This is a genomic window from Acetobacter cerevisiae (assembly GCF_001580535.1).
GTDB lineage: Bacteria > Pseudomonadota > Alphaproteobacteria > Acetobacterales > Acetobacteraceae > Acetobacter > Acetobacter cerevisiae.
Map to the genome: position 1 here is coordinate 42,325 of NZ_LHZA01000150.1, position 25,543 is coordinate 67,867.

The following is a 25,543-nucleotide window of genomic DNA, read 5'->3' on the forward strand; positions in this document are numbered from 1 at the left end:
TTAGCTCTGTAAAGTAAAGGCAGTTTTGTAAAGACTTACGGAACTGAGGCCAGCGCCTCTCCGATACTGCCCTTGCCCCCCGCAGGAACGAAACAAACTCCTAATCACGCCAGTGTTTCCAAAGAACCAGTGTGTTTCTGCTTGCATTTCATAACGCACAAAACAAGACACTCCAGAACGACAAAAACCGCTCCTGAAGTCATCCCAAAAAGATAACTTCAGGCGGCGGTTTTTGTGTTTATCAGCTTTTCACCTCTTACGAGGGTGACTTAGGGGATCATTCCCACTCAATCGTGCCCGGCGGTTTAGAGGTGATGTCATAAGTGACGCGGTTGATGCCGCGGACTTCGTTGACGATGCGGCCAGCCACGCGGTTGAGGAAGCTCATGTCAAACGGGTAGACATCCGCCGTCATACCGTCCGTGCTGGTCACAGCGCGCAGGGCGCAGGCCTGATCATACGTGCGGCCATCGCCCATAACACCCACGGTGCGGACCGGCAGCAGGACCGCAAAGGCCTGCCAGATAGCGTCATACAGGCCAGCAGCGCGGATTTCTTCAAGGAAGACGGAATCCACTTTCCGCAGCAGGTCCAGTTTTTCCCGCGTGATGTTACCGGGGATACGGATAGCCAGACCCGGCCCGGGGAACGGATGCCGCCCGACAATGGCTTCCGGGATATCCAGTTCACGGCCCAGATCGCGCACTTCGTCCTTAAACAGTTCACGCAGCGGTTCGACCAGCTGCATGTTCATACGTTCCGGCAGGCCGCCGACGTTATGGTGCGATTTGATGGTGACAGACGGGCCACCCGTAAAGCTGACGCTTTCGATCACATCCGGATACAGCGTGCCCTGCGCGAGGAACTGCGCGCCGCCCAGCTTGGTGGCTTCTTCCTCAAACACTTCCACAAACAGGCGGCCAATGGTCTTGCGCTTGATTTCCGGGTCCGTCACGCCGTCCAGCTCACGCAGGAACAGCTCGGACGCATCCCGATGCACGAGCGTGATGTTGAAGCGGCCACGGAAGGTTTCAATCACTTCCTCAGCTTCACCCGCACGCAGCATGCCGTGATCGACAAAGATACAGGTCAGCTGGTCGCCAATGGCTTCATGAATCAGCACAGCCGCCACGGAGGAATCGACGCCGCCGGACAGACCGCAGATCACCTTGCCGGTGCCGACCTGCTCACGGATGCGGGCAATTTCCATCTCGCGGAAGCCAGCCATGGTCCATGTGCCGGAGCAGCCCGCCACGTTATGCGTGAAGTTGCGCAGCAGGGCGGCACCGTGCGGCGTGTGCACCACTTCCGGGTGGAACTGCACGCCATACAGGCGGCGGCCTTCATCCGCGATAACGGCAAACGGTGCGCCTTCGCTCACGGCCACAATGCGGAAGCCGGGGGGCAGTTCCGTCACGCGGTCACCGTGGCTCATCCACACCTGCTCACGGTTGCCGCGGGCCCATGCGCCACGGAAGAGGGCACAGTCTTCCACAATATCAACAAAGGCGCGGCCAAATTCGCGATGGTCGGAGCTTTCAACCTGCCCGCCCAGCTGGAGGCACATGGCCTGCTGGCCGTAGCAGATGCCCAGAACCGGCACGGCCATCTCGAACACGACTTCCGGCACGCGGGGAGAATCCGGGCTGGTCACGCTGGCAGGACCGCCGGAGAGAATAATGCCGCGCGGTGCAAAAGCGCGGATGCGCTCTGCCGTGGCGGTGAACGGCCAGATTTCACAATAGACACCGCTTTCCCGCACGCGGCGGGCAATAAGCTGTGTCACCTGACTGCCAAAATCCAGGATCAGGATACGGTCCTGATGAAGGGACTCGTCCAGTTTGGTGGAGGAAGCGGGGATGGTGGCATCGGCAGGCATGAGCTACTGTCTTTCTGGTCAGCGCCTGAGCGGCATTCTAAACGACGGACAGCCACCACCGGGGCAGAGCGCCGGAAACAGGGGACACCGGCAACGGGGCAGCTGTATGCTAGACAGCGGATATAAAGCGATGGGTTACAAACGTCACCCTATAATAAGACTCTCCGCAGCATCATTTTATAAAGGCGTGGCGCAGGTGAGACCCTTGAACGGGGGCATCTGGCCCCGGATCTTCTCTCTGACAGGAGCGTGTTCATGAATCCTTTCTCTCTTCTGGCCCCCGGCAAGACCTCCACCAGCCACTCGCGCCAGCCTTTGCGCGCCCTGCCGCTGGCCGGGGTTGCCCTGCTGGCGCTGTTCTGTGGCGCGGCGGCCCCGGCGGCGGATGACCCGTATGGGGAATGGATTGGCACGCTGGTGGCCGAGAAAGGCCACAACTGCCCGGTGCATACGGTCTCGCTCATGCAGGTCCAGCCCAAGCACATCACCTTCACGCCGGAAATGGGCGCGCTGGTGCTGCGTGGTGTGCCGGATAAGAAGACGCCGCATTATCATGCACAGCTGATCCTGCAGGACTCCCACCATCAGCAGCTCCCTATGGTGTTTGAAGCGCATCCGGTCGGCGATACGTTTGAAGGCGTTTACGGCACGCCGGAATGCCGTGCGCATGTGACGCTCAAACGCCCCGAAGGCCGGGCCTGGAAGAACTTTATGGGGGACGATTGAAAAAAAATCGCCTCATGTGAATTTTGGGGGTTGCCAGACCCGGCGCCCCCGGCTAAACACCGCGTCAAGGCGCACCCGTAGCTCAACTGGATAGAGCACCAGACTACGAATCTGGGGGTTAGGAGTTCGAGTCTCTTCGGGTGCACCACTTCCCTTTTTCAATTTGAAGCACTTTTGGTTTTCAGATTTTCTGTCTGGGATTGTGCATCACTGATCCGCTTTTCTCTGCCTTACAGAGACAGGCTGGCTTAAGGGATTTCCCGCTCAGCGGGCTTTTTCTCCATTTTCTGCAAAATCTCCAGAAAACCCGACTGCCTGCATGGGTCTTTGCGAGATTCCGGGCTGCGCGGCCAGAAAGCACACTGAGTTATGTGTCCTGCCCTTCTGCCAGACACAGCGCCAGATGCTGCGTGAGCAACGCGCGTAAGGCAGCAGAGCCTTCGCGCTGATAACGGTCATAATGCTCCCGCCAATGTTTCCCCATTTCCGGCGGCAGGGTGCTTGCCTGTAGGGCGCGCATGCCGTTCAGCACTTTTCTTTCAATCTGCGCCATGGAGCGCTGCGGAAAGTGCAACATGCAGAACCCGGCTTCCATCATCAGGCGGGTATGGTCCTGCACACTATCGACCTATTCCACAAAATGGTTGCCCTGCCCTGTTGTCAGCCCGTACCCGGTGCGGAGCGCGACCTTTGTGACCTCCTGCCGCATGGCGGGCCACACGGCACACTCTGTTTCAGCCAGTGACGGGCCAAAGGCTGTCAGCCGATAAGGCGGCGTGCTTGTGACCAACGCCGCCTGCGCCCAGTGGAAGACCAGAAGCCGGGCCTGAGGGTCCGTCAGTACCCGGGCGAACTTTTCGCCCGCTTTTGGGCCAGTATGGCAGCAGGTGATAAATTCATCCGCGTCCACAAAAAAGATCCAGTCTGGCGGGTTGGCATCATGCCGCAGGTAGGTTTCTGCAAACTGTTGCAGAGCCTGCATTTTTGCAGCCTGATAATAAGCGTCCTGATAGTCCTGTGCGTAAAAAATATCAGCCGGAGGCGCATCTTTTCGAAAAAGCTCAATTTCCTGCGCTGTGCCGTCTGTGCTGTTGTTATCCAGAATAAAGAAGCGCCGGAAACCCAGCCGGTAATGATGCCGTAAATTCAGCCCCAGAATATCGGCTTCATCTTTCACCAGCATAAGCAGGGCAGTATGCCGCAAAGCGGGAATGGTGACGTCTGACCGCACCTGCCAGCGTGGTCCGGCCCGCAGCGTATCAAACGCGCGTTTTGCGCGATGATTCAGTCCATTCAGGAAGTCCACCAGTCCCGCATTCGTGTTCATCTGGGTCTTTACATCCGCATTTTATACTCTGTGTTTGAGTCTAACGGGTTTACACTGGAGGGGCTATCCTTTTGCAGTCTTCTGACAGGAGCAACAAGAATGAAAAAACTCCCGTTTATGGCACTGGCGCTTTGCCTTGCGACCCCGGCTTTTGCACAAAGCACGCAAACCATGACGGAACTGCCTGACTGGGTTACAAAAGCCGCGGCTGTTTCTGCACCGGCTGAAACGCTGAAGCAGAACGGCAAGACCTATCTGACAGGCCATCTCTGCAAACCGCATGACTGCGGCGACCATCAGCTTGATGTTGTGTTCTCAGAAGATGGCAAGGCCACATGGGGCCTGCTGTCCCGCCGTTACGGCAAAACGCTTTACCAGCTGCCGCTCGGTGAGCCGAATGCGGAAACCCTTGCTGTACTCACGGCGTCTTACCACAAGAACAACCCGGATGATCCGGCGAAATGACGCCTTAAAAGGCAATGACCCTGTGTGATCATTGCCCGCCGGCTTAGCTGCTCCTTACCGGGATACACGGCATGGAACGGGCATGCAGAATCTGGCAAACGCCGGAAGCGCCTGAGCCATCACTGGCGACAAGCTGTGCCCGATACATGGCTTTTCCGGAAACGGAGACGGATTGCACGGTCGGCGTTGCCTGCATGGAGCGAGACGCGAGAACACGGTTCACACTTTCTGCTGTACGCCGCGCTTCCGCATAGGATGCAAAAGCCCCCACCTGCACCGTGCCGCCCTTACCGCTATGCGATGTCTGCAAAGATCGTGTTGCAACCGCAGAAGACAGCATCGGGGCACGGCTGGCCCCGGCAGACGAAGAAGAGGAAGCTGGCAACCTCAGCACATGCGCAGAAGACGATGCGGGCGACGTGTAAACGGCATTTTGCACGCGGCCTGTTTGAGTGCGGGATGACGACGCAGACGCGAAAGAGGCCGGCATGACGCGAGCCGGTGGCAGGCTGGCCTGCGTGATGGTAGCGGACTGGGTTACAGGGGCAGAGGATGCTGTCTGTATGGGGGCTTCTGTTCCGTAAGATGAAGAACCAGCCGCAAACTGTCCGACATTGGAAGTGCCCGTATTGGCCGCCATTTGGGCCTGCGCCGGAACAGTGGGTGCATCGTCCTGCGCCACCGCGACAGGTGCCGGACTGCTGGCCTCGGGCACCGGGTCGGGGTGGGGAATGTCGCGGTCCATCAGGCAGGGAGCGGAAGGGTCATACGCGGCATCCGGGTCTCTCAGGCAGCCATCGGCGGTTCGGGAGAGATCGGCCTTGGCGTAATAGGCCTCGGAAGACGCAACCTGCGTTGTGCTCTGGATAGGCACCGGCGCCCACTTGCCACGCACGGCCACACCACCGCCCAGATGCGGCGTAATGGCGGCCACGTAATTCACCGTTTCATCCGGCAGATGGCGGCCATTATTCAGGTAATCATCCACCCGGTCCGGCCCGGCATTGTAGGCGGCCAGAAAGCCCGGTGCGCCGTAGCGGTCATACATCAGGCGGATATAGGCGGCGCCGGCCTGAATATTGTCTTTCGGGTTATAAGGGTCGCCCCCCAGACCATACTGGCTCTGCATGTCCGCATAGGTAGCGGGCATGAGCTGCATCAGCCCCATAGCCCCTGCCCCGGACGTTGTCAGGCCGCCATTGAGATATTGTTTACCGCCGGATTCCTGCTGCATGACCGCGCGTATCCACGTCTCGGGGAGAGCAAAGCGTTTAGCGGCTTGCCGGATATATGGCCCCCAGGGGTCTTCCGCCGGACCGGGGGCACGATAGGCCGGGTGCGTGGTCTCGACGGTGCCCATGTCATAAATGGCGTCCGGGTCATACGCGGCATTGGGGTCATACACAGCGTGATAGGAGCCAGCCTGCGCGGGCAGAAAACCACCTGCCCCCAGCCCGAGCGCTGTCGCCAGCACGCAAAGTGAATGTGCTTTTGGTGTTCGACTCCGCACAATCTGCCCCTTATCCCTGCGCCACCGGCTCTGCTCTGCCGCCTGACGCGCCTGTTTTACCCTACGCTCCGCTAAAAACCTTCAAGTCACCCTGACATCAGGGATGATGCTGTTAAGGTTACTATTATGTCATTTTAATGAAAACGGCTTTTCTCCGCCTCTTACACTCAAACGTGAGTCAGCCTCTTACAGACTTGCACGTTACGCATAGGACCTTCCCGTTTTGGGGATTAATCCTGTCAAAGAGACGATCATGTTTATTCAGCCTCTCGTGCCTGCAGGTCACTCTCTGGTTCTTTCCTTTCTTCTTGCCGCCGCCCCTATTCTCACCACGCTGGTCCTGATGGGCGTGCTGAGGCGCCCCGCATGGCAGGCCACGCTGGGCGGGCTGATTGTGGGGGTCATCATGGCCCTTGGCGTCTGGGGGCTGCCGGTCTCGCTGGCCCTCGCCAGTATCAGCAACGGCGTGATTTTCTCCTTCCTGCCGGTGATGTGGATTGCGCTCTCCGCGCTGTTTCTCTTCAACATCGCCATGGAAAGCGGGCGGTTTGACGCCTTCCGACAGTGGATCATCACCCATCTGCCCAATGACCGCCGAATTATGCTGGTCGTGCTGGGGTTCTGCTTCAGCGCCGCGCTGGAAGGGGTTGCCGGATTTGGCACACCTGTCGCGATTACCAGCGCATTGCTGATCATGCTCGGCTTCCCCGCGCTGGAAGCCCTGACCTATGTGCTGATCTTCAACTCCGCCCCGGTGGCATTTGGCGGCCTTGGTATTCCCATTACCGTGCTGGCCTCCATTACCGGCCTGCCCGCCGATACGCTGGGGGCGACCATTGGCCACCAGATTGCACCCTTTGCTTTCTTCATCCCGTTTTATGTGATGGTGCTGTATGCGGGCTGGTCCACACTGCGGCAGATCTGGCCGGTGCTGGTAGTGGCAAGCGGAAGCTTTGCCCTGACACTGGTGGTTGTCTCCAGCTGGGTGACATACAGCCTGACCAATGTGCTCTCCTCCTGCGTTTCTCTGCTAGCCACCATTGCGTTTTTGAAAGTCTGGCAGCCAACGCCTGACCCGGCCCACGCCATTGACGACCGTATTCTGCAACAGGCGCCCCGCAAGGCAGGCGACTGGAACGGCCCACACTGGCAGGGCTGGATTCCGTGGATCACGGTCGTACTGGTGGTGATTGTGTGGGATTCCCTGCACATTGCCAAAATTGGCGCGATGCCCATCCACTGGCCAGGGCTGGACCATCAGGTCTTTATCTCGCTGTATCAGAAACCCTATGCGGCCGTCTGGAACTTTGAGCCTCTGGGCACGGGCACGGCCATTCTGGTTTCCGCCCTGCTGACGGCCCTGTTCACCCGCCTTGCTCCGCGCAAAATCTGGGCAGCGCTGGTCACCACTGCACGGCAGGGCTGGCTGGCCGTGGTGACGGTGGCCCTGACCATCGGTCTGGCTTTTCTGATGAACTATTCCGGCATGACCTACACGCTGGGATACGCCGTGGCCTCCACAGGCGTTCTGTTCCCGTTCGTTTCCGTTTTCCTCGGCTGGATTGCAGTCTTTTTGACAGGCAGCGATACGTCGGGCAACGCGCTATTCGGCAATTTGCAGGTGGCAGCTGCGCACCAGCTCTCACTGGACCCGGTGGTCTTTGCCTCCGCCAACTCATCCGGCGGAGTGATGGGGAAAATGATCTCCCCGCAGAACATTACCACCGGCGTGGCCGTCACGTCCCTCAAAGGGCAGGAAGGCGTGGTGCTGGCCCGCACATTCAAACACAGCCTGTTCCTGACCATCTGCCTTGGGGTGATGGTGGCGGTGCAGCAGTTTATTATGCGGTAGGCCGGCGCATTCCGTTCTGGCTGTTTCCCGAAACTACGGGCAACAGCCCATAAAAAAGGGTCAGAGGATAATCCTCTGACCCTTTTGCATATCGTCCGCAGTATCCCGAAAGAACCGCAGGGAGGTGAGGAAACACCGCCCTGCAAACTTTGTTTTTCGGATTAGAGGGTTACGTTCACACCGAACTGGAAGGACCGCATGATGGCACCTTTTTCAGTCCAGGCGGAGTTGTAAAGGTAAGACCCAAACGTGCCGTAATCAGCAGGAGAGCGGAAACCCAGCAGGTTATACACCGTGGTGTAAACGCGCCATCTGTCGTTGATACGATAGGTCACGTTCAGATCCACATCCCACCAGTTTTTAATATGGCACTGGTTGGTGGGAGCGTATGCACTGCCGACCAGAAGGTTGGCGCTATCCCCACAGCTCCGGGTGCCGACACCGTTGGTATCTTCTGCCACGTTCTTATAGCCGCTGGTATAGTAAACCGTCGGCGTAACAGACAGGTTTTTCCAGATAAAGGTGTTGGACCAGTTAGCACGCCAGCGGGGTGTGCCGGAGGCAGAAACCGCGTTGTACGGTGCCAGCGTGCCAGCCCAATGCTGCACCTGCCCGTCCGGCATCGTCAGGTTGAAGGAGCGGACATAGGTTGCCTGCCCGGTGCTGATGAGACGGACCTCCCGCAGGAAGCCCGGCAGACGCACATTGGCGTTCACCTTCATATCCACACCATCTGTGACGAGGCTGCGGGTATTCAGGTAGGCCAGGTTAACCATGTAGGGCCGAACCTGCCCAGTGGGGTTCTGTGTATCAACCACATCCGGCGTCACACTTGTGCCTGCCGGAAGAGCGGCGTCCCCGCCCGTCAGCCATGCATTGGCAATAGCCGTCGCGCCCAGCGGGTTCGGCGCAATGTAGTTGCTCTTCTTGATGTAGTAATATCCGAACGTGAAGTTTAGCCAGTCCGTGGGGCGGATAATGGCAGAGCCGGTAAAGTTGGTGGAAATTTCCGGCTTCAGGTTCGGGTTACCTGCCGTGTTCTGCCCAAGGCTGTAAGCCTGTGCATAGCTGTTGGCTGTGCCGTTGGCGTTAAGATGCTGGTTGATGAAGTTCTGGTTGGTCACGTTATACGTGGTGTAGGCCACGTTCATGCCGTTTGTTTCCGCAAAGCTGGGCACACGGAAACCACGGGAGAACGTGCCGCGCAGCGTAAACTGACGCACCGGCGTGAAAGACAGACCCGCTTTAGGTGAGTAACGTCCAAACCCGCTGCCCTGAGCGTAATGGTCATAACGGCCGGAAATATCAGCCTGCACCATTTTGTGGAATGGCAGACCGAGCTCCCAGTATCCGGCTTCAACCCAACGGCTGCCTGCGGCGTTGAAGGGGTTAATGTACCCTACATACTGCGCATCCGGGTTGTTACGGTCATAGGGGTTTGCGCTTGGGTCGTTCAGAGCTTCGTAACGAATGTTCCCACCGATCGCGAGGTTCGCCATACCGCCCGGCAGGCGGAACAGCCCTTTGGACACATGCATGTCACCCGAATATTCCTGAGAGCGGGCGTTCATGACGTTTTTCGGCGCGATGGAATTCAGAACAGCCTGACTGTTTTCAGACGGATCAACAAAGTTATACGTGCCGTTGGTAATCGCATTCTTGATACCGGCAATGGTGGGCGCACCGGTAATGGTCTGCTGCAGCATGGTATTCATGCCGGTAAAGTTGACGTCGTAATTCCAGTCTGATCCCCAATGGGAGGCTGCTGTACCAGCGTAACGAAGGGCTCCACGGAAGTTCTGGCTGAACTGCTCCGTGGTTGGGGTAAGGTCACCAAAGGCGTAGTTAATTTCGGCTTCTTCACCTTGCGCGGCGAACGGGTTGTTCGGGTTCAGAGAGCCGTCCGGCAAATAGACAGGAAGCGGCGTGCTGTAACTATCCGCATTCCGGGACTGAGAGCGTGAACGTGCCGCATACGGTGAACTTGAATACTCAGACAGAGACTGCGAATACATGAACATCGTCGTCAACTGAGAACGCGGCGTCACGTCCACAGTCAGATGCGCGGTTGCGCTGATGCGCCGCAGGGACGGCGAAATCTGGGAATAGTCGTGGACGGAATCCTGAGAGCAGGCCTGACTGGTGCCCGCAGCCCCGGCCACTGCACCCGTCACCACGGAGCCATATTTACCGCAACCCGCTGACTGGTTCAGCAACTGCCATGCGCCAGTGCCGCTGTTGCCGCCATCACTGGGGCGGACAAGAGCAACCGGCGTTGCGCCAAAGTTATTGATGCCGCCAGCGCCATCAGACACGTTTGTTGTGCCGTCAATCCCACCAATGCCGCTCAGGTTCGCCGTATTATACGGGTAGCCCAGCTGGCGGTTATAAATGGCGTCATCCTGCTGATATTCAGAGTTGACGTAGAAGTTGTAACCATCGCGGTGCAGGTCACCCACACCGTATGTTGCATACAGCTTCTGATGACCGCCAAAACCGCCCTGTGCAAGACCGCCTTCCGCGTTGCCTTCAAACCCTTTGATTTCTTTACGGGTGTTGTAGTTGATCACACCGGCGACCGCATCCGCACCGTAAAGGGATGAGCCTGCATCTTCCATGGTATCGACTGACTCCATGATGGAAGAGGGCATCCAGTTGGTGTCCACAAAGTTGCGTTCACCATCATCAGAAAGCGGATAGTAGGACAGACGCATGCCGTCCATCAGCACCAGCGTTGAGTCTGTTGAAAGACCTCGCAGAGACGGCGCAGAGGCACCACCGGCAAACGCACCGTTTGCCGAGAAGGAGTTTGCCAGCGTCCCTGCCCCGTTGGACGAGAGAGACTGCAAAGCATCCGTGACGTTTGCAAACCCGCGACGCTGCATGTCCTGCCGCGAAATGTGCGTGATGGGCGACATGCTTTTCAGGTTAGGATCTTTAAAGAGCGACCCGATAACCGTCACACTTTCCGGCTTGTTAGATTCCGCAGCAGCAAGGCGGGCATTGGAAACGGTTGTGCGCGCAGCACTGGTTTTTGAGGCAGTGATCGGGGCAGTAGCGGCCGGAGCAGCCTGGGCAGCCGGGGCAGCCGGGGCGACAGATGCTTTAGCCGGTGCTGAATTTGTAGCCGCTTTTGCTTTGGAGCGGGTGACATATTTCTTTGAGGCTTTGGCAGAACCCGGCGCGACTTCAGCCGCATTGGCTGCATCCTGTGGCGCGGCAGCCTGCGCAAAAACCGGCGCGCTGGCAGTAAGAACCGGCAAAACATACAGCAGGGAAAAGGACAGGGAAACGCGCCCCTTTTTGCTCTGCCCGTGTTTCGTCAATCTGCGATGTCTCTGCACCATCAAATTCGTTCCCAAGGTGTAAGGTGTGAAATAGTTTTTAAGCTCGTAATTTCTTAAAAGCCGCCTTTTCGTGAGGTCGGGAAGCCCCAAAATAGAAGTGGGTAATATTTTGCACCTGAAATGATACATTTTCGACACACTTCTCCCTTCTCATTGCATACAAGGGAATTCAGATATGCGATTTCTGCATGATTTGTGTCTTTTTTGAAGCACCCCTTCTGAGTGACTGGAAGAGAAATTCTTAAGAATCGGCTGTAAACCGGCTCGTCTGCACGATGCAAGCCTCTGAGACTGTAGGTAGTCGGACCGCCTTCCTCCTTTCCAAACCTGTTCCTGCTCTTCGTGAGCCGTGCACGCAGAACATCTCGGCCCGAATCTGCACGCAGTCCTTATTTCTTTCAGAAGGCAAAAAGAGACGTCCCACAGGGCTGGCCGGAGGTCATACAGACTAGCGATTGCGGGAAGGCTGATTTTTTTGTTCTGGAACGCTTTCAGCCTCTTTTTCAGAAGAAAACGGTAAGAGGACCACACAAACAGCAATCGGTTTAAAAATTAGACGCCTTCTTCATACCATCCAAAAGTATTCACAATTTTTCTAAATATTAGTATACATTGCTCACATTATGATTTTTATAAGGATTATCGGTTTGCGTTCTGTTTTTTCTATGAGCAGCCTTGCCCTGACTGGTCTGCTTCTGTGTGGATGCGCAACGGAATCCTCGCGCACGCTGCCTGTTCCTCCTGTGGCATCTGCCCAGACGCCTTATAACGGGCCGCGTGTGGCGATTGCGGCAGGCAAGTTTGCCAACCGCTCCAATTACATGAACGGTATTTTTTCCGACGGGATTGATCGTCTGGGTAATCAGGCCCGCACCATCCTGCTCACACGCCTGCAACAAAGCGGTCGCTTTAACGTGATGGACCGCGATAATCTGACGGAAGGCCGGCAGGAAGCCGCGTTCCTCAAGCAGGGCCAGAGCATTCAGGGGGCCAATTATCTGATTACCGGTGACGTGACGGCATTTGGCCGCAAGGAAGTGGGCGACCAGCAGCTGTTTGGCATTGCAGGCCGGGGCCACAAACAGATTGCCTATGCCAAAGTCAGCCTTCAGATCGTCAATCCGCTGACCTCACAGATTGTCACGTCCAGCGAAGGCGCTGCGGAATATGCCTTGTCTGACCGTGAAATTATCGGTTTTGGCAGCACCGCCAGCTATGATTCCACGCTCAATGGCAAGGTGCTGGATCTGGCCGTGCAGGATGCCGTCAATCATCTCGCGCAGCAGGTGGATGCAGGGCAGATCCGGTAAGGCGTTCAGCCCTCCGCCCCTGAAAACGCGTCTCTCAAAACTGGATTTTATCGCTTATGGCTTTGTCCCAAAAAGCACTGGCGGGCCTCGGCCTGCTGGGCTGTCTGGCTGCATGTTCCAATGGGAGCAAAACCCCGCCCCTTTATAGCTGGCAGGATTTCCCGCCCCAGCAATATCTGTATCTGAAAGGGCAAACCGACCCGCAGGCCCAGATTATTGTTCTGGAAAAGGATGTGCAGAAAGCACAGGCCAAAGGGCTCGCACTTCCGCCGGGCTTCCACGCGCATCTGGGCATGCTCTACGCCACCACTGGCAGGACAGATCTGGCCCAGCAGGAATTCAGTCAGGAAAAAACGCTGTTTCCTGAATCCGCAACCTACATGGATTTTCTGCTGAACAACCTTGGCCAAAAAGCGCAGCCGTCCTCATGAAGCTCTCTCACCTTGCCCGCCTGTGCCTCTGCGCCGCCCTGCCGCTGATGACCTCGGCCTGCAGCACCACGACAGCCAAAGCGCCAGATTACACCGCTTTCCGCTCCGCCAGGCCGCGCTCCATTCTGGTTCTGCCGCCGGTCAACCACACACCGGATGTGAACGCCTCCAACGGCCTGATTGCGCAGATGACGCACCCGCTGGCCGAAGGCGGCTATTATGTGGTGCCAGTCGCGGTGGAAATTGAAACCTTCCGCCAGAACGGGCTGGATACGCCCGATGACATCATGCAGGCTCCGGCAGCCAAATTGCAGTCCGTTTTTGGGGCCGATGCTGCGCTGTACACCACCATTACGGCCTATGGCTCCGTCTATCAGGTTCTCAGCAGTAATACGGTTGTCACGGCCACATCCAAACTGGTGGACCTTAAAACCGGCAGCGTTCTGTGGAGTGGTTCTGCCACCGCGAATAGTAGTGATGTGGGCGACCCGCAGGTGGCGGCCGGGGGCATTATTGGCCTGCTCGTCACCGCTGCGGTCAAACAGGCGGTGCATAATCTGACGGATCAGAGCTTTGACGTGGCCCATGTCGCGGCGGAACGTCTGCTGCGGGTTGGTCCGCCAGACGGGATGCTTTATGGCCCGCGTTCCGTGAAATACGGTACGGACTGAGGCCACCCGCACCGCGTGTAGCCCTACCGTATGCAGGCACAAAAAAACCGGGAGAGCCATCAGGCCATCCCGGTTTTTTTAACTCTCAGACCTGATGGAAATCAGATCCCGGCAACTGGCTTCAGCACATGCACGGCAGCCGGGGCGGCCAGATGGTCCTTCACGCTGGCAATCAGCGTCTTGAAGTGCGGGGTTTCCATATGCTCGTTCAGGGTCTGGCGGCTGGTCCAGCGCTCCACAAACACAAAAGTCTGCGCATCGTCCTGATCCTGCTGCGGCACGTAGGAGATGTTGCCAGCTTCCTTCAGGGTCGGGGCCACGCAGGCTGCCATGGCATCCCCCACGATTTTCTCTGAACCCGGTTTAGCTTTCAGAAAAGCAACAACTGTAATGTCTTCACTCACGTCGTTTATCTTTCACTCAGATCATTCTTAAAACATGGCCAGACGGTTCGGGGAGCAAACGCCCCTGCCCGCCTTACCAGGAACTCTGCGACCCACCGCCGCCGGAATCCCCTCCGCCGCCGCTAAAGCCGCCACCGCCTCCACCGGAGGACCCGCCACCCCGACCGCCACCACGACTTTGCAGAATGGCGGAGAGAATGTTGAGGCCAAGGTTGAGGAAGAAGCTCCATTTTGCACTCCGCTCGGCCTGCACTTCCGGCGGCACATAGCCCCCCGGATAGAGTGCTGCGCGACGGCGGGACCGGCGGATCAGCCAGATGGGCAGCGCGACAAACAGCAGCCCCAGCACAACCAGACCAATCAGCGCCTCCATGGCGTCTGTCTGGGAATCCGGCTGTTGGGCAGAGGCATTCCCGCCAATGTCGGCAGGGTCTGCATGGGTCAGCTCAGTGGCCAGCGCATCCACAATGCCGTTGATGGCCTGTGCGTAATGGCCTGCCTGCAAATCGGGCTTGGCAGCTTGCAGGATGTCATTGGTTTGCAGGTCGGTCAGCACACCTTCCAGCCCGTAACCCACCTCAATGCGGGACTGACGGTCGGGAATATCCAGCACAACCAGCAGGCCGTTATCCACGCCCTTTTTGCCAATGCCGGTCTTGTGGAAGGCCTCGTTGGCATAGAGGCTTATATCCTCCACATGGCCGGGCAGAGAGACCAGAATCTGCGGGTTGCCGGGCACAGTCTGGGAGAGCTGATAGAGCTTGTGGGAGAGGGCCTCGTTCTCATCGGCTGAGAGAACATTCTGCGGGTCTGTCACCCATTGCCGCAGCAGCACGCCATCACCCGCCCATGCCGGGGCGGCAAGGCCCGCCCCCAGCCCGCACAGCACCAGCCCCAGAAGGGAGGCCAGCCCGAACGCACGGGCACGGGCCACACGCGGCAGCCCCCGCCCGGCCAGCCAGCGCAACACAAGCAGCCCGGAGCAGGCAGCCGCCATACGCGCCAGAAAACCCGCCTGCATCACGGGCTGCGAAGCGCGGAACGTGGGGAGGTGATCCTGCCGCATGGTGTTATGCCTCAACGCGCTGGTTTCAGTGTTTGGAGAAATCAACAACCGGCGGGGTCTGGGCTTCCGGGGAGGCCTGATAGTACACGCGGGCATGGTAACCCATGATGCCTGCCACCAGATTACCGGGGAAGTGCATGACCGTCTGGTTATAGGACAGAATGGCCTGCTGCAGACGCTGGCGCGCTACGGTAATGCGGTTCTGGGAACCTTCCAGCTGCACCATCAGGCGGGTGAAGTCCTGATTGGCCTGAAGCTGCGGAGACTGTTCCACAACGGCGTTAATCGCGCTGATTTCCTTGGCGTTGCGGGTCTGGGCTTCCAGAATTTTCTGCTGGAGGGTCGCGTTGTCCACGGTGCGCGGGTCAATGCGGTTCAGCGGGGTTTCACCAGAGCGGGCGGCTGCGTAGTCCGTCAGCGTGTCATGCTCATGCGTGGCGTAGCCCTTCACGGTGTTGACCAGATTGGGGATGAGGTCGGACTGGCGCTGCACTTCATTCTGCAACTGGCCGGTCTGTTCCTGCACGTTCTGGTCTGCCGCCATGAAGCGGTTATAGCTGGACCCGAAAATAAACAGCAGGCCAACAATCAGAATCGCGGGGATGAGAAGCTTCTTCATCTAGGTATCCTTAGTAAACGCATCAAAACAGATCCGTTTCAGGGGACGCAAACCACCCCTCACGGTTCCGTGTGTTGTTTCTCTTTACGCGAAAACGCTCCGGGAAAGCGAAATATTTCCTTCTCTATAAAAAGAGAGCGCAAAAGCCGCCTTGCATCTTGGAGGGAGAGGCCGCGCCCTTTATAACTCCCGCCATGATTATCATTACCGGTGGCGCCGGTTTCATTGGCTCATGCCTTCAGGCTTCCCTCGCCCGCCGCGGGGAGGAAACCGTGGTGGTGGACTGGCTGGGTTCTGACCTGAAATGGCGGAATCTGGCAGCCCATGCCCCGTCTCGCGTTGTGGCACCGGAAGAGCTTGAGGCTTTTCTGGCCACAAACCCGAAGGTGGACGCCGTGTTCCATATGGGCGCGATCAGTGAGACCACGGCGCGCGATGCCGACCTTGTCTGGCGGACCAATGTGGCGCTGACGCAGACGCTGTGGGACTGGTGCGCGCGCACGGACACACGCTTTATCTATGCGTCCTCCGCCGCCACCTACGGCGCTGCCGACAAACCGGAGCTGTTCTCCGATGATCCGGCAAAGCTCGACCAGCTCACCCCGCTTAACCTGTATGGCTGGTCCAAACACACCTTTGACCAGCATGTAATGGCCGGGCTGAAAAAGCACGCCCCGCAGCCGCCGCAGTGGGCCGGGCTGAAGTTCTTCAACGTCTACGGCCCGAATGAATACCACAAGGGCAAGATGATCTCTGTGGTGAAGGTGAAGTATGACGAGGTGAAAGCTGGCAACCCGGCCCGCCTCTTCCGCTCCGACCGCCCGGACATTGCCGACGGCCAGCAGATGCGTGACTTCATCTGGGTGGGTGACGTCGTGAATGTCATGCTGTGGCTGTATGACACCCCCTCCGTCTCCGGCCTGTTCAACTGCGGCAGCGGCATTGCCCGGTCCTATCTGGATCTGGCGCATGCGGTGTGTGACGCTGCGGGGTGCGAACGTCGCGTAGACTTCATCGACATGCCGGAAAGTCTGCGCGGACAATATCAGTCCTACACGCAGGCGGACCTCACCCGCTTGCGGGCCGCTGGCTATACCGGCACGTTTACCTCGCTTGAAGACGGTATCCGCCAGTATGTGCAAGGCTACCTTGCCACGGGTAACCCGTATCTCTGACCCCCTCTGTCCGGACATCCTGACGCATGCTGCCAGTTCTTCTCTTTCCGCAATTTGACCCGGTGCTGGTGCATCTGGGACCACTGACGATCCGGTGGTATGCGCTGTCCTACATTATCGGCATTGTGCTGGGGATTTCCCTGCTGCGCAGGCTGGTGCGCCTCACCCCGCGCGCCGCCACGACCGATCAGGCCGATGACTTTCTGGGCTGGGTGACGCTGGGCGTCCTGCTGGGCGGTCGGCTGGGTTATGTGCTATTTTATCAGCCGGGCTATTACCTCACTCACCCGCTTTCCATTCTACAGGTCTGGAAAGGCGGCATGTCCTTCCATGGCGGGGCGCTGGGCGTGATTATCGCCATGGCGCTGTTTGCCTGGCGCTACAAAATCAGCTTTCTGGCGTTTGCAGACCGCGTGACCGTAGCCGTACCGGTCGGGCTTGGGCTTGGGCGCATTGCCAACTTCATCAATGGGGAACTGTGGGGGCGGGAAGCACCGGCCAGCCTGCCCTGGGCGATGATTTTCCCCGATGCCGGGCCGATCCCGCGCCATCCGTCCGAACTGTATGAAGCGCTGACAGAAGGGCTGCTGCTGTTCCTTGTCATGTTCATGGCCTCCCGCAAACAGAGTGTGCGGGAACGCCCCGGTTTTCTGGCCGGACTGTTTCTGGCGGGCTATGCCTGCGCGCGCAGCTTTTGCGAGTTCTTCCGGGAGCCGGATGCGTTTCTGGGCTTCCTGCCCGGAGGGGTCACTATGGGTCAGGTTTTGTGTGTGCCCATGCTTGCGGCCGGTGTGGCGCTGATGCTGCATGCGCGCCGCAGCCCGGTTTATGCCGGTCTGCCTGACCCCGTCCCGGACACCACTCAGGGCCCCAAGGCCTGACGAGGCGCAGCGCCATGCCCGCGCATTCTCCTGCTCCCGACGGGCTGCCGTCACAACGGCCTGCGTCGGAACATGAGCCGCAGCCAGAACGACTGGATGCCTTCATGGCGCGGGCCAATGCGCGGTATTACGCCACGCATCCCCTGCTGACTGACTTTATTACTGCCCCCGAAATCTCGCAGGTTTTCGGGGAGCTTCTGGGCGCATGGGCCGCCACGGTCTGGGTCAGCATGGGTCGCCCGGAGCGGGTTGTGCTGGCAGAAGCCGGACCGGGACGCGGCACGCTGATGGCCGACATGCTCCGCCTGATTACCTCCCGCGTGCCTGCTTTTGCGCAGGCGCTTGAGGTGCATCTGGTGGAAACTTCGCCGCTGATGCAGCAGGCGCAGGCCAAAGCCCTCGCGCCTTTTGTGGCCCGCGTTCCAAACCTTTCCCCCACATGGCACACCACGCTGGATAGCCTGCCGGACGGCCCGCTGATTCTGGTGGCCAATGAGTTTCTGGACGCGCTCCCCATCCGCCAGTTTCTGCACACTGCCGAGGGCTGGCAGGAGCATTACGTGCAAAACGGCGCGTTCTGCTGTGTGCCCTGCCCCGCACCCACGCTGCCGGATGGCCGGACGCTGGACCCGGATTATGTGGTGGAACTGTGTGAACCCGCTTTGGACCTTGCCCGCCTGCTCGGGCAGCGTTTTGCCCGCACGCCCGGTGCCGCGCTGTTTCTGGATTACGGCCATAATTCCAGCAGGACCGGAGACTCTCTGCAAGCCCTGCGCCATGCCCGCCCGGCCAAACCGCTGGAAGCCGCAGGCGAGGCTGACCTGACAGCCCATGTGGATTTTACCGCCTTTGCCGCTTCGGCGCAGCAGGCTGGCGCGGCGATCTGGGGGGCTGTCACACAAGGGACGTTTTTACGTGCTTTAGGGCTGATGGAACGCACAGAACAGCTCGCCGCCCACGCCAGCCCGCAGGATGCGGCTGACCTGCGCAGCGGCGCACACAGACTGGCCGCACCGGAAAAGATGGGGCATCTTTTCCGGGTTATGGCCCTGACCTCCCCCTCGCTCCCCATGCCCCCCGGCTTTATGAAAGGACCGGCTGAATGACATCCGGCCAGACCGCTCCCACACGCCCATCCCCCTTGACCAGCCCGCTGCTGGCTCCGGCCCGGCATGGCTTTTTTACGCGGGAAGGCGGCGTGTCCACCGGCCCGTATGCCAGCCTGAACTGCTCCACCCGCGCAGGGGATGACCCGGCCAATCTGGCCGAAAACCGCCGTCGCGTGGCCGAATGCCTGAATGTGGCACCAGAGAAGCTGCTGGGTGTGACACAAATCCACTGCCCGCGTGTGATTACGGTGGAAACCCCTTGGGCACCGGGAGAAGGCGAGCAGGCCGACGCTATGGTGACGCGCCTGCCGGATGTGGCACTGGGCGTGATTACGGCGGATTGCGCGCCGGTTCTGTTTACCTCAAAGGACGGGCAGACCGTGGGGGCGGCCCATGCTGGCTGGCGCGGGGCGCTGGCCGGGGTACTGGAAGCCACGCTGGAGGCCATGCAGGCACTGGGCGTAAAACCCACCGATATCCGCGCCGTGGTTGGCCCCTGCATTGCGCAGGAAAGCTATGAAACCGGTGAGGACATGCACGCCGCCATCACCTCGGCCGATCCTCAGGCCGCACGCTTTTTTACCCCCGGCAAGCCGGGCCATTATCAGTTTGATCTGGCGGGCTGGTGTGTTTTCCGGCTGGAACGGGCAGGTATTGGGCAAGTCGCGGCCCTTGGTGTGGATACACTGGCGGACGAGAAACGGTTTTTCAGCCACCGGCGGCGTACGTTGGCCGGGGGTGGCCCCATTGGCCACCAGATTTCAGTGATTGCGACAGGAGTGCAGACCAGATGAGCGGTTTCTTCCGCCACACAGCCCTTCCTCTTTCGGGCCTGATCCTGCTGAGCGGCTGTATTGATATGCCACACCCCTTTGCCAACCCCGGCAAGGAAGCCACGCGGCTGGCGGCCAATGCGCCTCCGTCCCGGCTGGATATCTCGGTCCCGACCGATAGCCAGCTGTCTCCTGATGCCGCCAAACTGTGGACCAAGGATGTGGCAGCCGAACTGCTACAACAGACCATTCCGGCCATGGCCCAGCCCGTGCGCCCCGGTGACTGGTGGCTGAAAATGCGGGCTGACGTTCGCGGTGACCAGATTGTGCCTGTCTATATGGTCATGACGCCGAAGAACGAAATTCGCGCAACCCAGGAAGGTGAGCCGCTTCAGGCCCAGCTCTGGGCGGCGGCAGACCCGGCCACACTCAGCCTTGCCGCACAGGACGCCGCCCCCAAGGTGGCCTCCGTGCTGACGGGCATTCAGGCCGATGACATGGAAAAAGACCCGCACAGCCTGAAGCACCGTGCAGCCCGCGTGTATTTCAAAGGGGTGCAGGGTGCGCCGGGTGATGGCGATATCTCGCTCAGCCGCGCCTTTGCCGCGTCCTTCCGCAATACGGCGGACACACTCCAGAATGCGGCGGAAAATGCGGATTTCTCCGTGGCCACCACCGTCAAGCTGACCCCCGGCCCGGCTGGCACCACGGGCCATCCGCAGCAGCATATTGAAATTGTCTGGCGCGTTGCAGACAAAAACGGCAAGGAAGCCGGGGCCGCCACGCAGCTCCATGATATTGAAGCCCACTCACTGGACGGCTACTGGGGCGACATCGCAGTCGTTGCCGCACAGGAAGCCGCCGGCGCTGTCCGCCAGATTATCGACCGCTATTCCGGGCGTGATAACGCGCCGCTGCCGCCGCCGGCTGCAGGAAGCAAAGACCCGAAAAAAGCAAGGAAAAACTGACACGCGCCGGATAGCATAAACCAATCGGCTCAAACTACGGGAGTCTATCAGATGATAGACCCCCGTTTTGCTATCGGTGTGTCTTACTGTGCGAGCCGGTCTTTGCGGACATAGACATCCGGGATACCGGGAAGCTGTTCGTACTGCGTCTGTAGAATTTCTACAGCACAGCCCATGAATTTCTCTGGCTTCCACAGCCCCCACACGGTCCAGTTATTAAAATAAATGACCGGCGGAAGCGCTTTGGGGAGGTCGACGCAAATATCACGCTCGTAACCTTTGACAGGATGCTTCGCGTAATCCGCCTCCCATGGCAGATAATCATGATATTTTTTGATCGGAAGACGGTCGGCTTCAATATAGACATTCGGATTATACGGAAACACCAGAATACGCTCATCCGGATGGGCATAGTCTCGGATTTTCTAATCGATCAGATCATTGCTGGCCATAAAAGGATGAAATCCTGAGCGTTTGCGCTGCACGTAATCCTCCCCAAAGGGAGAGGACACTGCATGCACCCCGACCAGAAGAGAGTAGCCAATCACCAACGTCAGGACCGCGAGGGTTTGCACCAGATTTTCTGGCAGAACAGACGGACGAAGGCTTTTGAGAACTGCGCCAAAACTAAACGGAATATAGTGCGCATAGTAAAACTGGTTGTTGATGAAATGGTAGACAACAAACCCTTTCAGGTCCGCGTAAACCAGCATCCACACAAGGAAAATGGCAAAGGCCCCAAACGCTCCGGCAAGACCGTACACTGCATCCGTCCTGCTCAGCTTTGAGACGCGTCGGCACAACACACCAAGCAGGCAGAGGCTGAACAGAAACGTCACCGGCAGGAAGGAATAGGCAACAAAGGGCAACAGAGCTAGCGCAGCCCCACCCCCAACAGCGCCCCATTTTTTAACCGGCATGTCCAGAAGCGCAGGCACAACCAGCAGTGAGCCCGCAAGAACCGTCAGATCCCCGCCAAAAATCCAGTAGCCATTCATGCTCAGGGCCTGAATGATCCAGACAGGTCCCAACAAGCCAAGAAAGAGCGCTGGTGAAAGCAGGCGTTTCCGCCATGGCGAGGCGTTACTGGCATAGTACAGACCAAACGCCGCAAGTAACGTGATGAAAACAGCGTTCAGGCGGAACAGGAAAGCATATTTGTAGCCAACGACTTTCCCTAAAAGCCATGTGGTGAAAAAAACAAGGGGGCCGTGGGCGTCGATATAGTCCCGGTAAAGGACATCACCCTTTTCAATAGCCCAGCCACCAATATCGTGCCCGGATTCATCCCCAAAGGAATGATAACCAAACCCATAATAAGCCTGCACCAGAAATATTGAAAAAAAAATGACAAGAAATACGATTATTCTATTTCTTCCAGATAGCTGAGCGTGAAGCTCCTTACCAAAAAACCATTTTCTTTATTGCTCATAATGCCCAGAGAGCCCCTTCACACACATGCGCCTTGAGGCCCCGTCCATACATGTTCTCTAAGCGAAAAGCTTTTCTTTTTTCCGGGCAAACCGGGGCTTTTGGGGCAAAAAAAGACCAGTATCAAACCCCGAAGGCTCAATACTGGTCTTTTTTATAGCCTGCGTAAGATGCGGCGTTTGTCTGAAATCAGGACCCAGAGGAGTCCGGAGAAACCAGCACACATCCGCTCAGGCGGCGGCAGGCAGCTACGGCATCTGTGTGGGATAGGTTGGTCAGGCGGGCGCGATAGAGGCGGCCTTTTTTGACCTGCACGGCAGCAACCTGTGCCTTCGCACCAGACAGCGTGGCCTGATTACGGGCCTGCCCTGTAGCCTGCTGCGCCATGGAGGCCGTGTTGAACGCCCCCACCTGAATGGCCCAGTTCCGTGGCTCCTGCGCGCGGGCTTTCTTGCTCAGCAGCGGAGCAGGCTCTGCCATGGCCGGAGAGACCAGATGGAAGGAGCGGCTACGGCTCGGTGTAGCGGCAGGTGTGACAGCGGCAATACGCAGCACGTGGGGCTGAGCCGGAGCAACCGTTGCCGGGGTTGCCGCAGCCTGTGCCTCGTCCCCGGCATCCTCCACCGGTTCAGACGCATCAACCGCCTGCGCCACCTGCACCGGCGCTTCAGACGCGCCGCTGTTCGCTGTGCCAGAACTTGCAAGACGCTGCGCCCAGACGGAGCTGACATCATTGCGTGTAGAAGACGGCGTCGTGGCGCGAGAGACCGGATGCCAGTCCGCACCGTAGGACGGGGCATCGGTCGTGCTGCTGTCTGTTGCGGCTTCTGCCACCTGCACAGGCTGGCTATCCGTCGGCAGGCCAGACTGCCTGCGCTGCCATGCCGTGCGGACGGAACTTGTTGCCGTATTGGACTGCACCGGCTGATACGCCAGAGCCATGCTGTCATGGCTGGCCACCAGCATATCCGCCTGAGAGCGGTTCACCGGCCAGATACCCACAATCCGGCGGCCAATGGAGGCCACATAGTTCCGGGTTTCACGCGGCAGGGTACGATTGCGCGTCAGGAAGTCCTCAAGCCGTCCGGGGCCAGCATTATAGGCCGCCAGAAAGCCGGGGGAGCCATATACGTCGTACATCTGCCGGATGTAGGCCGTGCCCGCCATGATGTTGTCATGCGGGTCAAACGCATCATCACCCAGATTATAAGCATAGCGCAGGGCATCATACGTGGGCGGCATCAGCTGCATCAGGCCCATCGCACCGGGCGCTGAGGTGACAAACTGGCCATTGTGATACAGGCGTCCACCGGATTCCTGCTGCATGACGGCACGAACCCATTCTTCCGGCACGTCAAACTTTTTGGAAGCTTCCTGAATATACGGTCCCCACGGATCTTCCGGCGGGCCGGGCGGGGCGTAGTAAGACCGGGCGTGGGCACGATACTGCTCAGCTTCTTCAGCCACCGGAATGGACGGAGACCCCGTACCGGGCTGCCCGGCACAGGCAGCCAGCAGCGCCAGCAGACCAAGAAGAGGGGACGTCCGCACAGCACGACGCAGCACCTTGCGCCGCTGCGGGGCAAGGGTCTGATAAAAACGGAAGGGGGGTCGTCTGGATGTCATGGATTATATCCGCCCTGCCCACGCGAGGAGACACCACCGGCCAGCCGGGGATTCTCCTGAGAGTATATGGAAAGAATCTTCTCTAAGTCTCTATAACGCCAACCTGTCTCATGCAACAGATCATCCCGGCTTCCGCCGCACTTCCGCCCGACTTTTCCGCCAGAATATGCGTCTTGCAGGATGGCCCGGGAGTTGCGGGCCGCTGCGTGATCGGATAGGCGAGAGGGCATGATGGTCAGTTCCGGTTCCACCGAACATACAGGCTTTACAGCCCCTGCCCCGCCCGTTGCGGCTGGCCCGAACGGGTCCGGCCCGCTGGAGTCCGCACCGCGCGGACGCTCACGCGTGGTGATGGCGTGCAAGGATATTGCGGATGGCTTCCGGCTGTGGCGTCTGGCGGCGACGCTGGGCTGGCTGGATATCCGGCTGCAATTCAGCGGGTCCACACTGGGGCCGTTCTGGCTGACGCTGACAACGGCAATCATGATCGGCTCCATGGGGTTGATCTATTCCCAGCTGTTTCATCTTGTTCTGAAAGATTATCTACCTTACCTCTCAATTTCGATAATTCTATGGCAGACGGGCCTCTCCGCCCTGATTCTTGAGAGCTGTTCGACCTTTACCCGCGCCACGGAAACCCTGCGCTCGGTCAACATGCCCTACACGGTGCAGGCCCTGCGGACCATGATGCGCTGCGGCATTGTCTTCAGTTACAATCTGGTTGTGCCAATTGTCGTCTTCCTGATTTTTGGCATCTCCCCCGGAGCCGACGTGGTGCTGGCCCTGCCCGCCCTGCTGCTGTGGCTGGTGGATAGTGTGGCGCTGTGCCTGCTGCTGGGCTGTGCGTGTGCGCGCTTCCGCGATATTCCGCCCATTGTGGGCAGTATCATGCAGATCATCTTCTACATCACGCCCATTATCTGGGAGCCCAAGCAGGTCGCCGGGCACGCGTGGCTGCTCTATTTCAACCCCTTCTATTCCCTGCTGGAAATTGTGCGCCGGCCGTTCCTCGGGCAGATTCCCTCCGCGATGTCCTGGCTGATTTCCGGCGGCATTAGCGTGGTGTTCTGCCTGCTCGCGCTGTTTGTGTTCTCCCGCTCCCGCAGCAAACTGGCGTTCTGGGTATGAGTGGCTCCGTTTTTGACGCCGGGCGGGTGGCCCCCGGCACCTCCTCCATCAGCATCCGGGATCTGTCACTCGACTTCCCGATTTTTCATGGGGGAGCGCGCTCCCTCAAGAAGCTGCTGTTCAAGCGCGGCAAGGCGGCTCTCACCAATTCCCGCAGCCTGCGCACGGGTGGCGAAGTGCGGATGGACCGGCCTGATGGCGGCCCGGTTTATGTGCAGGCGCTGGATGATGTCTCTGTAGAGATCCGGGCCGGGGAACGAGTTGGGCTGATTGGCCATAATGGTGCCGGCAAATCCACCCTGCTGCGGGTGATGGCGGGCATCTACATGCCGGATGCTCCCAACGTGCATATTCGCGGGCAGGTTGCGGCCCTGCTGGATGTCAATTCCGGCATGAACCCGGAACTGACAGGGCGTGAAAACATCACTCTGATGGGCCGCCACAAAGGGCTAAGCACGGCGCAGATCCGCCAGCTTGAGCAGGATGTAGAAGAATTTGCCCAGCTTGATACCTTCCTTGACCTGCCTGTGCGGCTCTATTCTTCCGGCATGATCGTGCGTCTGGGCTTTGGGCTGGCCACCGCCATTACCCCGCAGATTTTGCTGATGGATGAATGGTTCATGGCCGGGGATTTCCACTTCCGGGAACGCGCGGAAAAGCGCCTGTCTTCCGTAGTGAACAATACGGATATTCTGGTCATTACCTCCCACGCGCTGGATGTGCTGGAAGAATGGTGCACCCGGCTGATCTGGATGGAAGGCGGGCAGATCCGCCTGGATGGCCCGACCGCCGAGGTGATGGCCGCCTACCGTGTGGACATGCAGGTGCCGGACGACAAAGCCTGA

24 protein-coding genes and 1 tRNA gene are annotated in these 25,543 nt (G+C 58.8%); 14 read left to right on the forward strand and 11 right to left on the reverse strand.

Annotated features, from left to right (window positions below):
- Positions 1 to 277 precede the first annotated feature (277 nt).
- A complete protein-coding gene (gene guaA / locus AD928_RS09640; RefSeq protein ID WP_062250143.1) occupies positions 278 to 1,879 on the reverse strand; it encodes a glutamine-hydrolyzing GMP synthase in 1,602 nt (533 codons plus the stop codon).
- Between the two features lie 255 nt (positions 1,880 to 2,134).
- Between guaA and AD928_RS09645 the strand changes: the two genes are divergently transcribed.
- Both AD928_RS09645 and AD928_RS09650 read left to right on the forward strand, forming a co-directional pair.
- Positions 2,135 to 2,605, forward strand: coding sequence for a hypothetical protein (locus tag AD928_RS09645; protein WP_233420034.1), 471 nt, complete (start codon positions 2,135 to 2,137; stop codon positions 2,603 to 2,605).
- Positions 2,606 to 2,676: 71 nt separating this feature from the next.
- Positions 2,677 to 2,753: transfer RNA gene (locus tag AD928_RS09650), tRNA-Arg, on the forward strand.
- Positions 2,754 to 2,972: 219 nt separating this feature from the next.
- On the opposite strand, the gene AD928_RS09655 is transcribed toward AD928_RS09650, so the two are convergent.
- On the reverse strand, positions 2,973 to 3,224 hold the full coding sequence (locus tag AD928_RS09655) for a hypothetical protein (RefSeq protein ID WP_156470173.1): 252 nt from the start codon (positions 3,222 to 3,224) through the stop codon (positions 2,973 to 2,975).
- Positions 3,225 to 3,233: 9 nt separating this feature from the next.
- Positions 3,234 to 3,932 (reverse strand): glycosyltransferase family 2 protein, encoded by a 699-nt coding sequence (locus AD928_RS09660; RefSeq protein ID WP_062250147.1) that lies wholly within the window; start codon positions 3,930 to 3,932, stop codon positions 3,234 to 3,236.
- A 99-nt stretch (positions 3,933 to 4,031) separates the two neighbouring features.
- Here AD928_RS09660 and AD928_RS09665 point away from each other — a divergent pair, with 99 nt between their 5' ends.
- Positions 4,032 to 4,397 carry an Ivy family c-type lysozyme inhibitor gene (locus tag AD928_RS09665; RefSeq protein WP_062250148.1) on the forward strand — a complete coding sequence of 122 codons (366 nt, stop codon included), beginning with the start codon at positions 4,032 to 4,034 and terminating at the stop codon, positions 4,395 to 4,397.
- A gap of 43 nt (positions 4,398 to 4,440) precedes the next feature.
- Here the strand turns inward: AD928_RS09665 and AD928_RS09670 are convergent, their stop codons facing one another.
- Positions 4,441 to 5,871: a lytic transglycosylase domain-containing protein gene (locus AD928_RS09670; protein ID WP_407639266.1), complete on the reverse strand. Its 1,431-nt coding sequence runs from the start codon at positions 5,869 to 5,871 to the stop codon at positions 4,441 to 4,443.
- Between the two features lie 289 nt (positions 5,872 to 6,160).
- Here AD928_RS09670 and AD928_RS09675 point away from each other — a divergent pair, with 289 nt between their 5' ends.
- Complete coding sequence (locus AD928_RS09675; RefSeq protein WP_062250152.1) at positions 6,161 to 7,759, forward strand: L-lactate permease; 1,599 nt, start codon at positions 6,161 to 6,163, stop codon at positions 7,757 to 7,759.
- 161 nt (positions 7,760 to 7,920) lie between these two features.
- Here AD928_RS09675 and AD928_RS09680 read toward each other — a convergent pair whose 3' ends face one another.
- Positions 7,921 to 11,085 (reverse strand): TonB-dependent receptor domain-containing protein, encoded by a 3,165-nt coding sequence (locus tag AD928_RS09680; protein ID WP_062250153.1) that lies wholly within the window; start codon positions 11,083 to 11,085, stop codon positions 7,921 to 7,923.
- A gap of 668 nt (positions 11,086 to 11,753) precedes the next feature.
- Between AD928_RS09680 and AD928_RS09685 the strand changes: the two genes are divergently transcribed.
- Genes AD928_RS09685 through AD928_RS09695 form a run of 3 tightly spaced genes read left to right on the forward strand, consistent with a single transcriptional unit; the run spans position 11,754 to position 13,518 of the window.
- The gene (locus tag AD928_RS09685) at positions 11,754 to 12,416 is read left to right on the forward strand and encodes a CsgG/HfaB family protein (RefSeq protein WP_231874808.1); all 663 of its coding nucleotides are present in this window, start codon (positions 11,754 to 11,756) and stop codon (positions 12,414 to 12,416) included.
- Positions 12,417 to 12,472: 56 nt separating this feature from the next.
- Complete coding sequence (locus tag AD928_RS09690; RefSeq protein ID WP_062250156.1) at positions 12,473 to 12,847, forward strand: DUF4810 domain-containing protein; 375 nt, start codon at positions 12,473 to 12,475, stop codon at positions 12,845 to 12,847.
- A complete protein-coding gene (locus AD928_RS09695) occupies positions 12,844 to 13,518 on the forward strand; it encodes a DUF799 domain-containing protein (protein WP_062250158.1) in 675 nt (224 codons plus the stop codon). Before AD928_RS09690 ends, AD928_RS09695 begins: the two co-directional genes overlap by 4 nt.
- A 101-nt stretch (positions 13,519 to 13,619) precedes the next feature.
- On the opposite strand, the gene AD928_RS09700 is transcribed toward AD928_RS09695, so the two are convergent.
- From AD928_RS09700 to AD928_RS09710, 3 genes are all read right to left on the reverse strand, one after another.
- Positions 13,620 to 13,922, reverse strand: coding sequence for a putative quinol monooxygenase (locus tag AD928_RS09700; protein ID WP_062250160.1), 303 nt, complete (start codon positions 13,920 to 13,922; stop codon positions 13,620 to 13,622).
- A 73-nt stretch (positions 13,923 to 13,995) separates the two neighbouring features.
- Positions 13,996 to 14,988: a TPM domain-containing protein gene (locus tag AD928_RS09705; protein WP_062250162.1), complete on the reverse strand. Its 993-nt coding sequence runs from the start codon at positions 14,986 to 14,988 to the stop codon at positions 13,996 to 13,998.
- A 25-nt stretch (positions 14,989 to 15,013) separates the two neighbouring features.
- Positions 15,014 to 15,607 carry a LemA family protein gene (locus AD928_RS09710; RefSeq protein ID WP_043549582.1) on the reverse strand — a complete coding sequence of 198 codons (594 nt, stop codon included), beginning with the start codon at positions 15,605 to 15,607 and terminating at the stop codon, positions 15,014 to 15,016.
- Positions 15,608 to 15,801: 194 nt separating this feature from the next.
- On the opposite strand from AD928_RS09710, the gene rfaD reads away from it, so the two are divergent.
- The 5 genes from rfaD to AD928_RS09735 are packed head-to-tail and all read left to right on the forward strand — an operon-like array spanning position 15,802 to position 20,513.
- On the forward strand, positions 15,802 to 16,782 hold the full coding sequence (rfaD, locus tag AD928_RS09715) for an ADP-glyceromanno-heptose 6-epimerase (RefSeq protein ID WP_062250164.1): 981 nt from the start codon (positions 15,802 to 15,804) through the stop codon (positions 16,780 to 16,782).
- Between the two features lie 26 nt (positions 16,783 to 16,808).
- Positions 16,809 to 17,663 (forward strand): prolipoprotein diacylglyceryl transferase, encoded by an 855-nt coding sequence (gene lgt, locus AD928_RS09720; RefSeq protein WP_062250166.1) that lies wholly within the window; start codon positions 16,809 to 16,811, stop codon positions 17,661 to 17,663.
- Between the two features lie 44 nt (positions 17,664 to 17,707).
- The gene (locus AD928_RS09725) at positions 17,708 to 18,769 is read left to right on the forward strand and encodes a class I SAM-dependent methyltransferase (RefSeq protein ID WP_373320544.1); all 1,062 of its coding nucleotides are present in this window, start codon (positions 17,708 to 17,710) and stop codon (positions 18,767 to 18,769) included.
- On the forward strand, positions 18,766 to 19,566 hold the full coding sequence (gene pgeF, locus AD928_RS09730; protein ID WP_062250168.1) for a peptidoglycan editing factor PgeF: 801 nt from the start codon (positions 18,766 to 18,768) through the stop codon (positions 19,564 to 19,566). Before AD928_RS09725 ends, pgeF begins: the two co-directional genes overlap by 4 nt.
- On the forward strand, positions 19,563 to 20,513 hold the full coding sequence (locus AD928_RS09735) for a hypothetical protein (protein ID WP_062250170.1): 951 nt from the start codon (positions 19,563 to 19,565) through the stop codon (positions 20,511 to 20,513). Before pgeF ends, AD928_RS09735 begins: the two co-directional genes overlap by 4 nt.
- A gap of 83 nt (positions 20,514 to 20,596) precedes the next feature.
- On the opposite strand, the gene AD928_RS09740 is transcribed toward AD928_RS09735, so the two are convergent.
- From AD928_RS09740 to AD928_RS09750, 3 genes are all read right to left on the reverse strand, one after another.
- The gene (locus AD928_RS09740) at positions 20,597 to 20,899 is read right to left on the reverse strand and encodes a hypothetical protein (protein WP_233420035.1); all 303 of its coding nucleotides are present in this window, start codon (positions 20,897 to 20,899) and stop codon (positions 20,597 to 20,599) included.
- Between the two features lie 39 nt (positions 20,900 to 20,938).
- Positions 20,939 to 21,841: a hypothetical protein gene (locus AD928_RS09745; RefSeq protein WP_062250173.1), complete on the reverse strand. Its 903-nt coding sequence runs from the start codon at positions 21,839 to 21,841 to the stop codon at positions 20,939 to 20,941.
- A gap of 292 nt (positions 21,842 to 22,133) precedes the next feature.
- On the reverse strand, positions 22,134 to 23,570 hold the full coding sequence (locus AD928_RS09750; protein WP_062250175.1) for a transglycosylase SLT domain-containing protein: 1,437 nt from the start codon (positions 23,568 to 23,570) through the stop codon (positions 22,134 to 22,136).
- 228 nt (positions 23,571 to 23,798) lie between these two features.
- On the opposite strand from AD928_RS09750, the gene AD928_RS09755 reads away from it, so the two are divergent.
- Both AD928_RS09755 and AD928_RS09760 read left to right on the forward strand, forming a co-directional pair.
- A complete protein-coding gene (locus AD928_RS09755) occupies positions 23,799 to 24,698 on the forward strand; it encodes an ABC transporter permease (protein ID WP_062250177.1) in 900 nt (299 codons plus the stop codon).
- Positions 24,695 to 25,543 (forward strand): ABC transporter ATP-binding protein, encoded by an 849-nt coding sequence (locus AD928_RS09760; RefSeq protein WP_062142175.1) that lies wholly within the window; start codon positions 24,695 to 24,697, stop codon positions 25,541 to 25,543. The genes AD928_RS09755 and AD928_RS09760 overlap by 4 nt, the downstream gene beginning before the upstream one ends.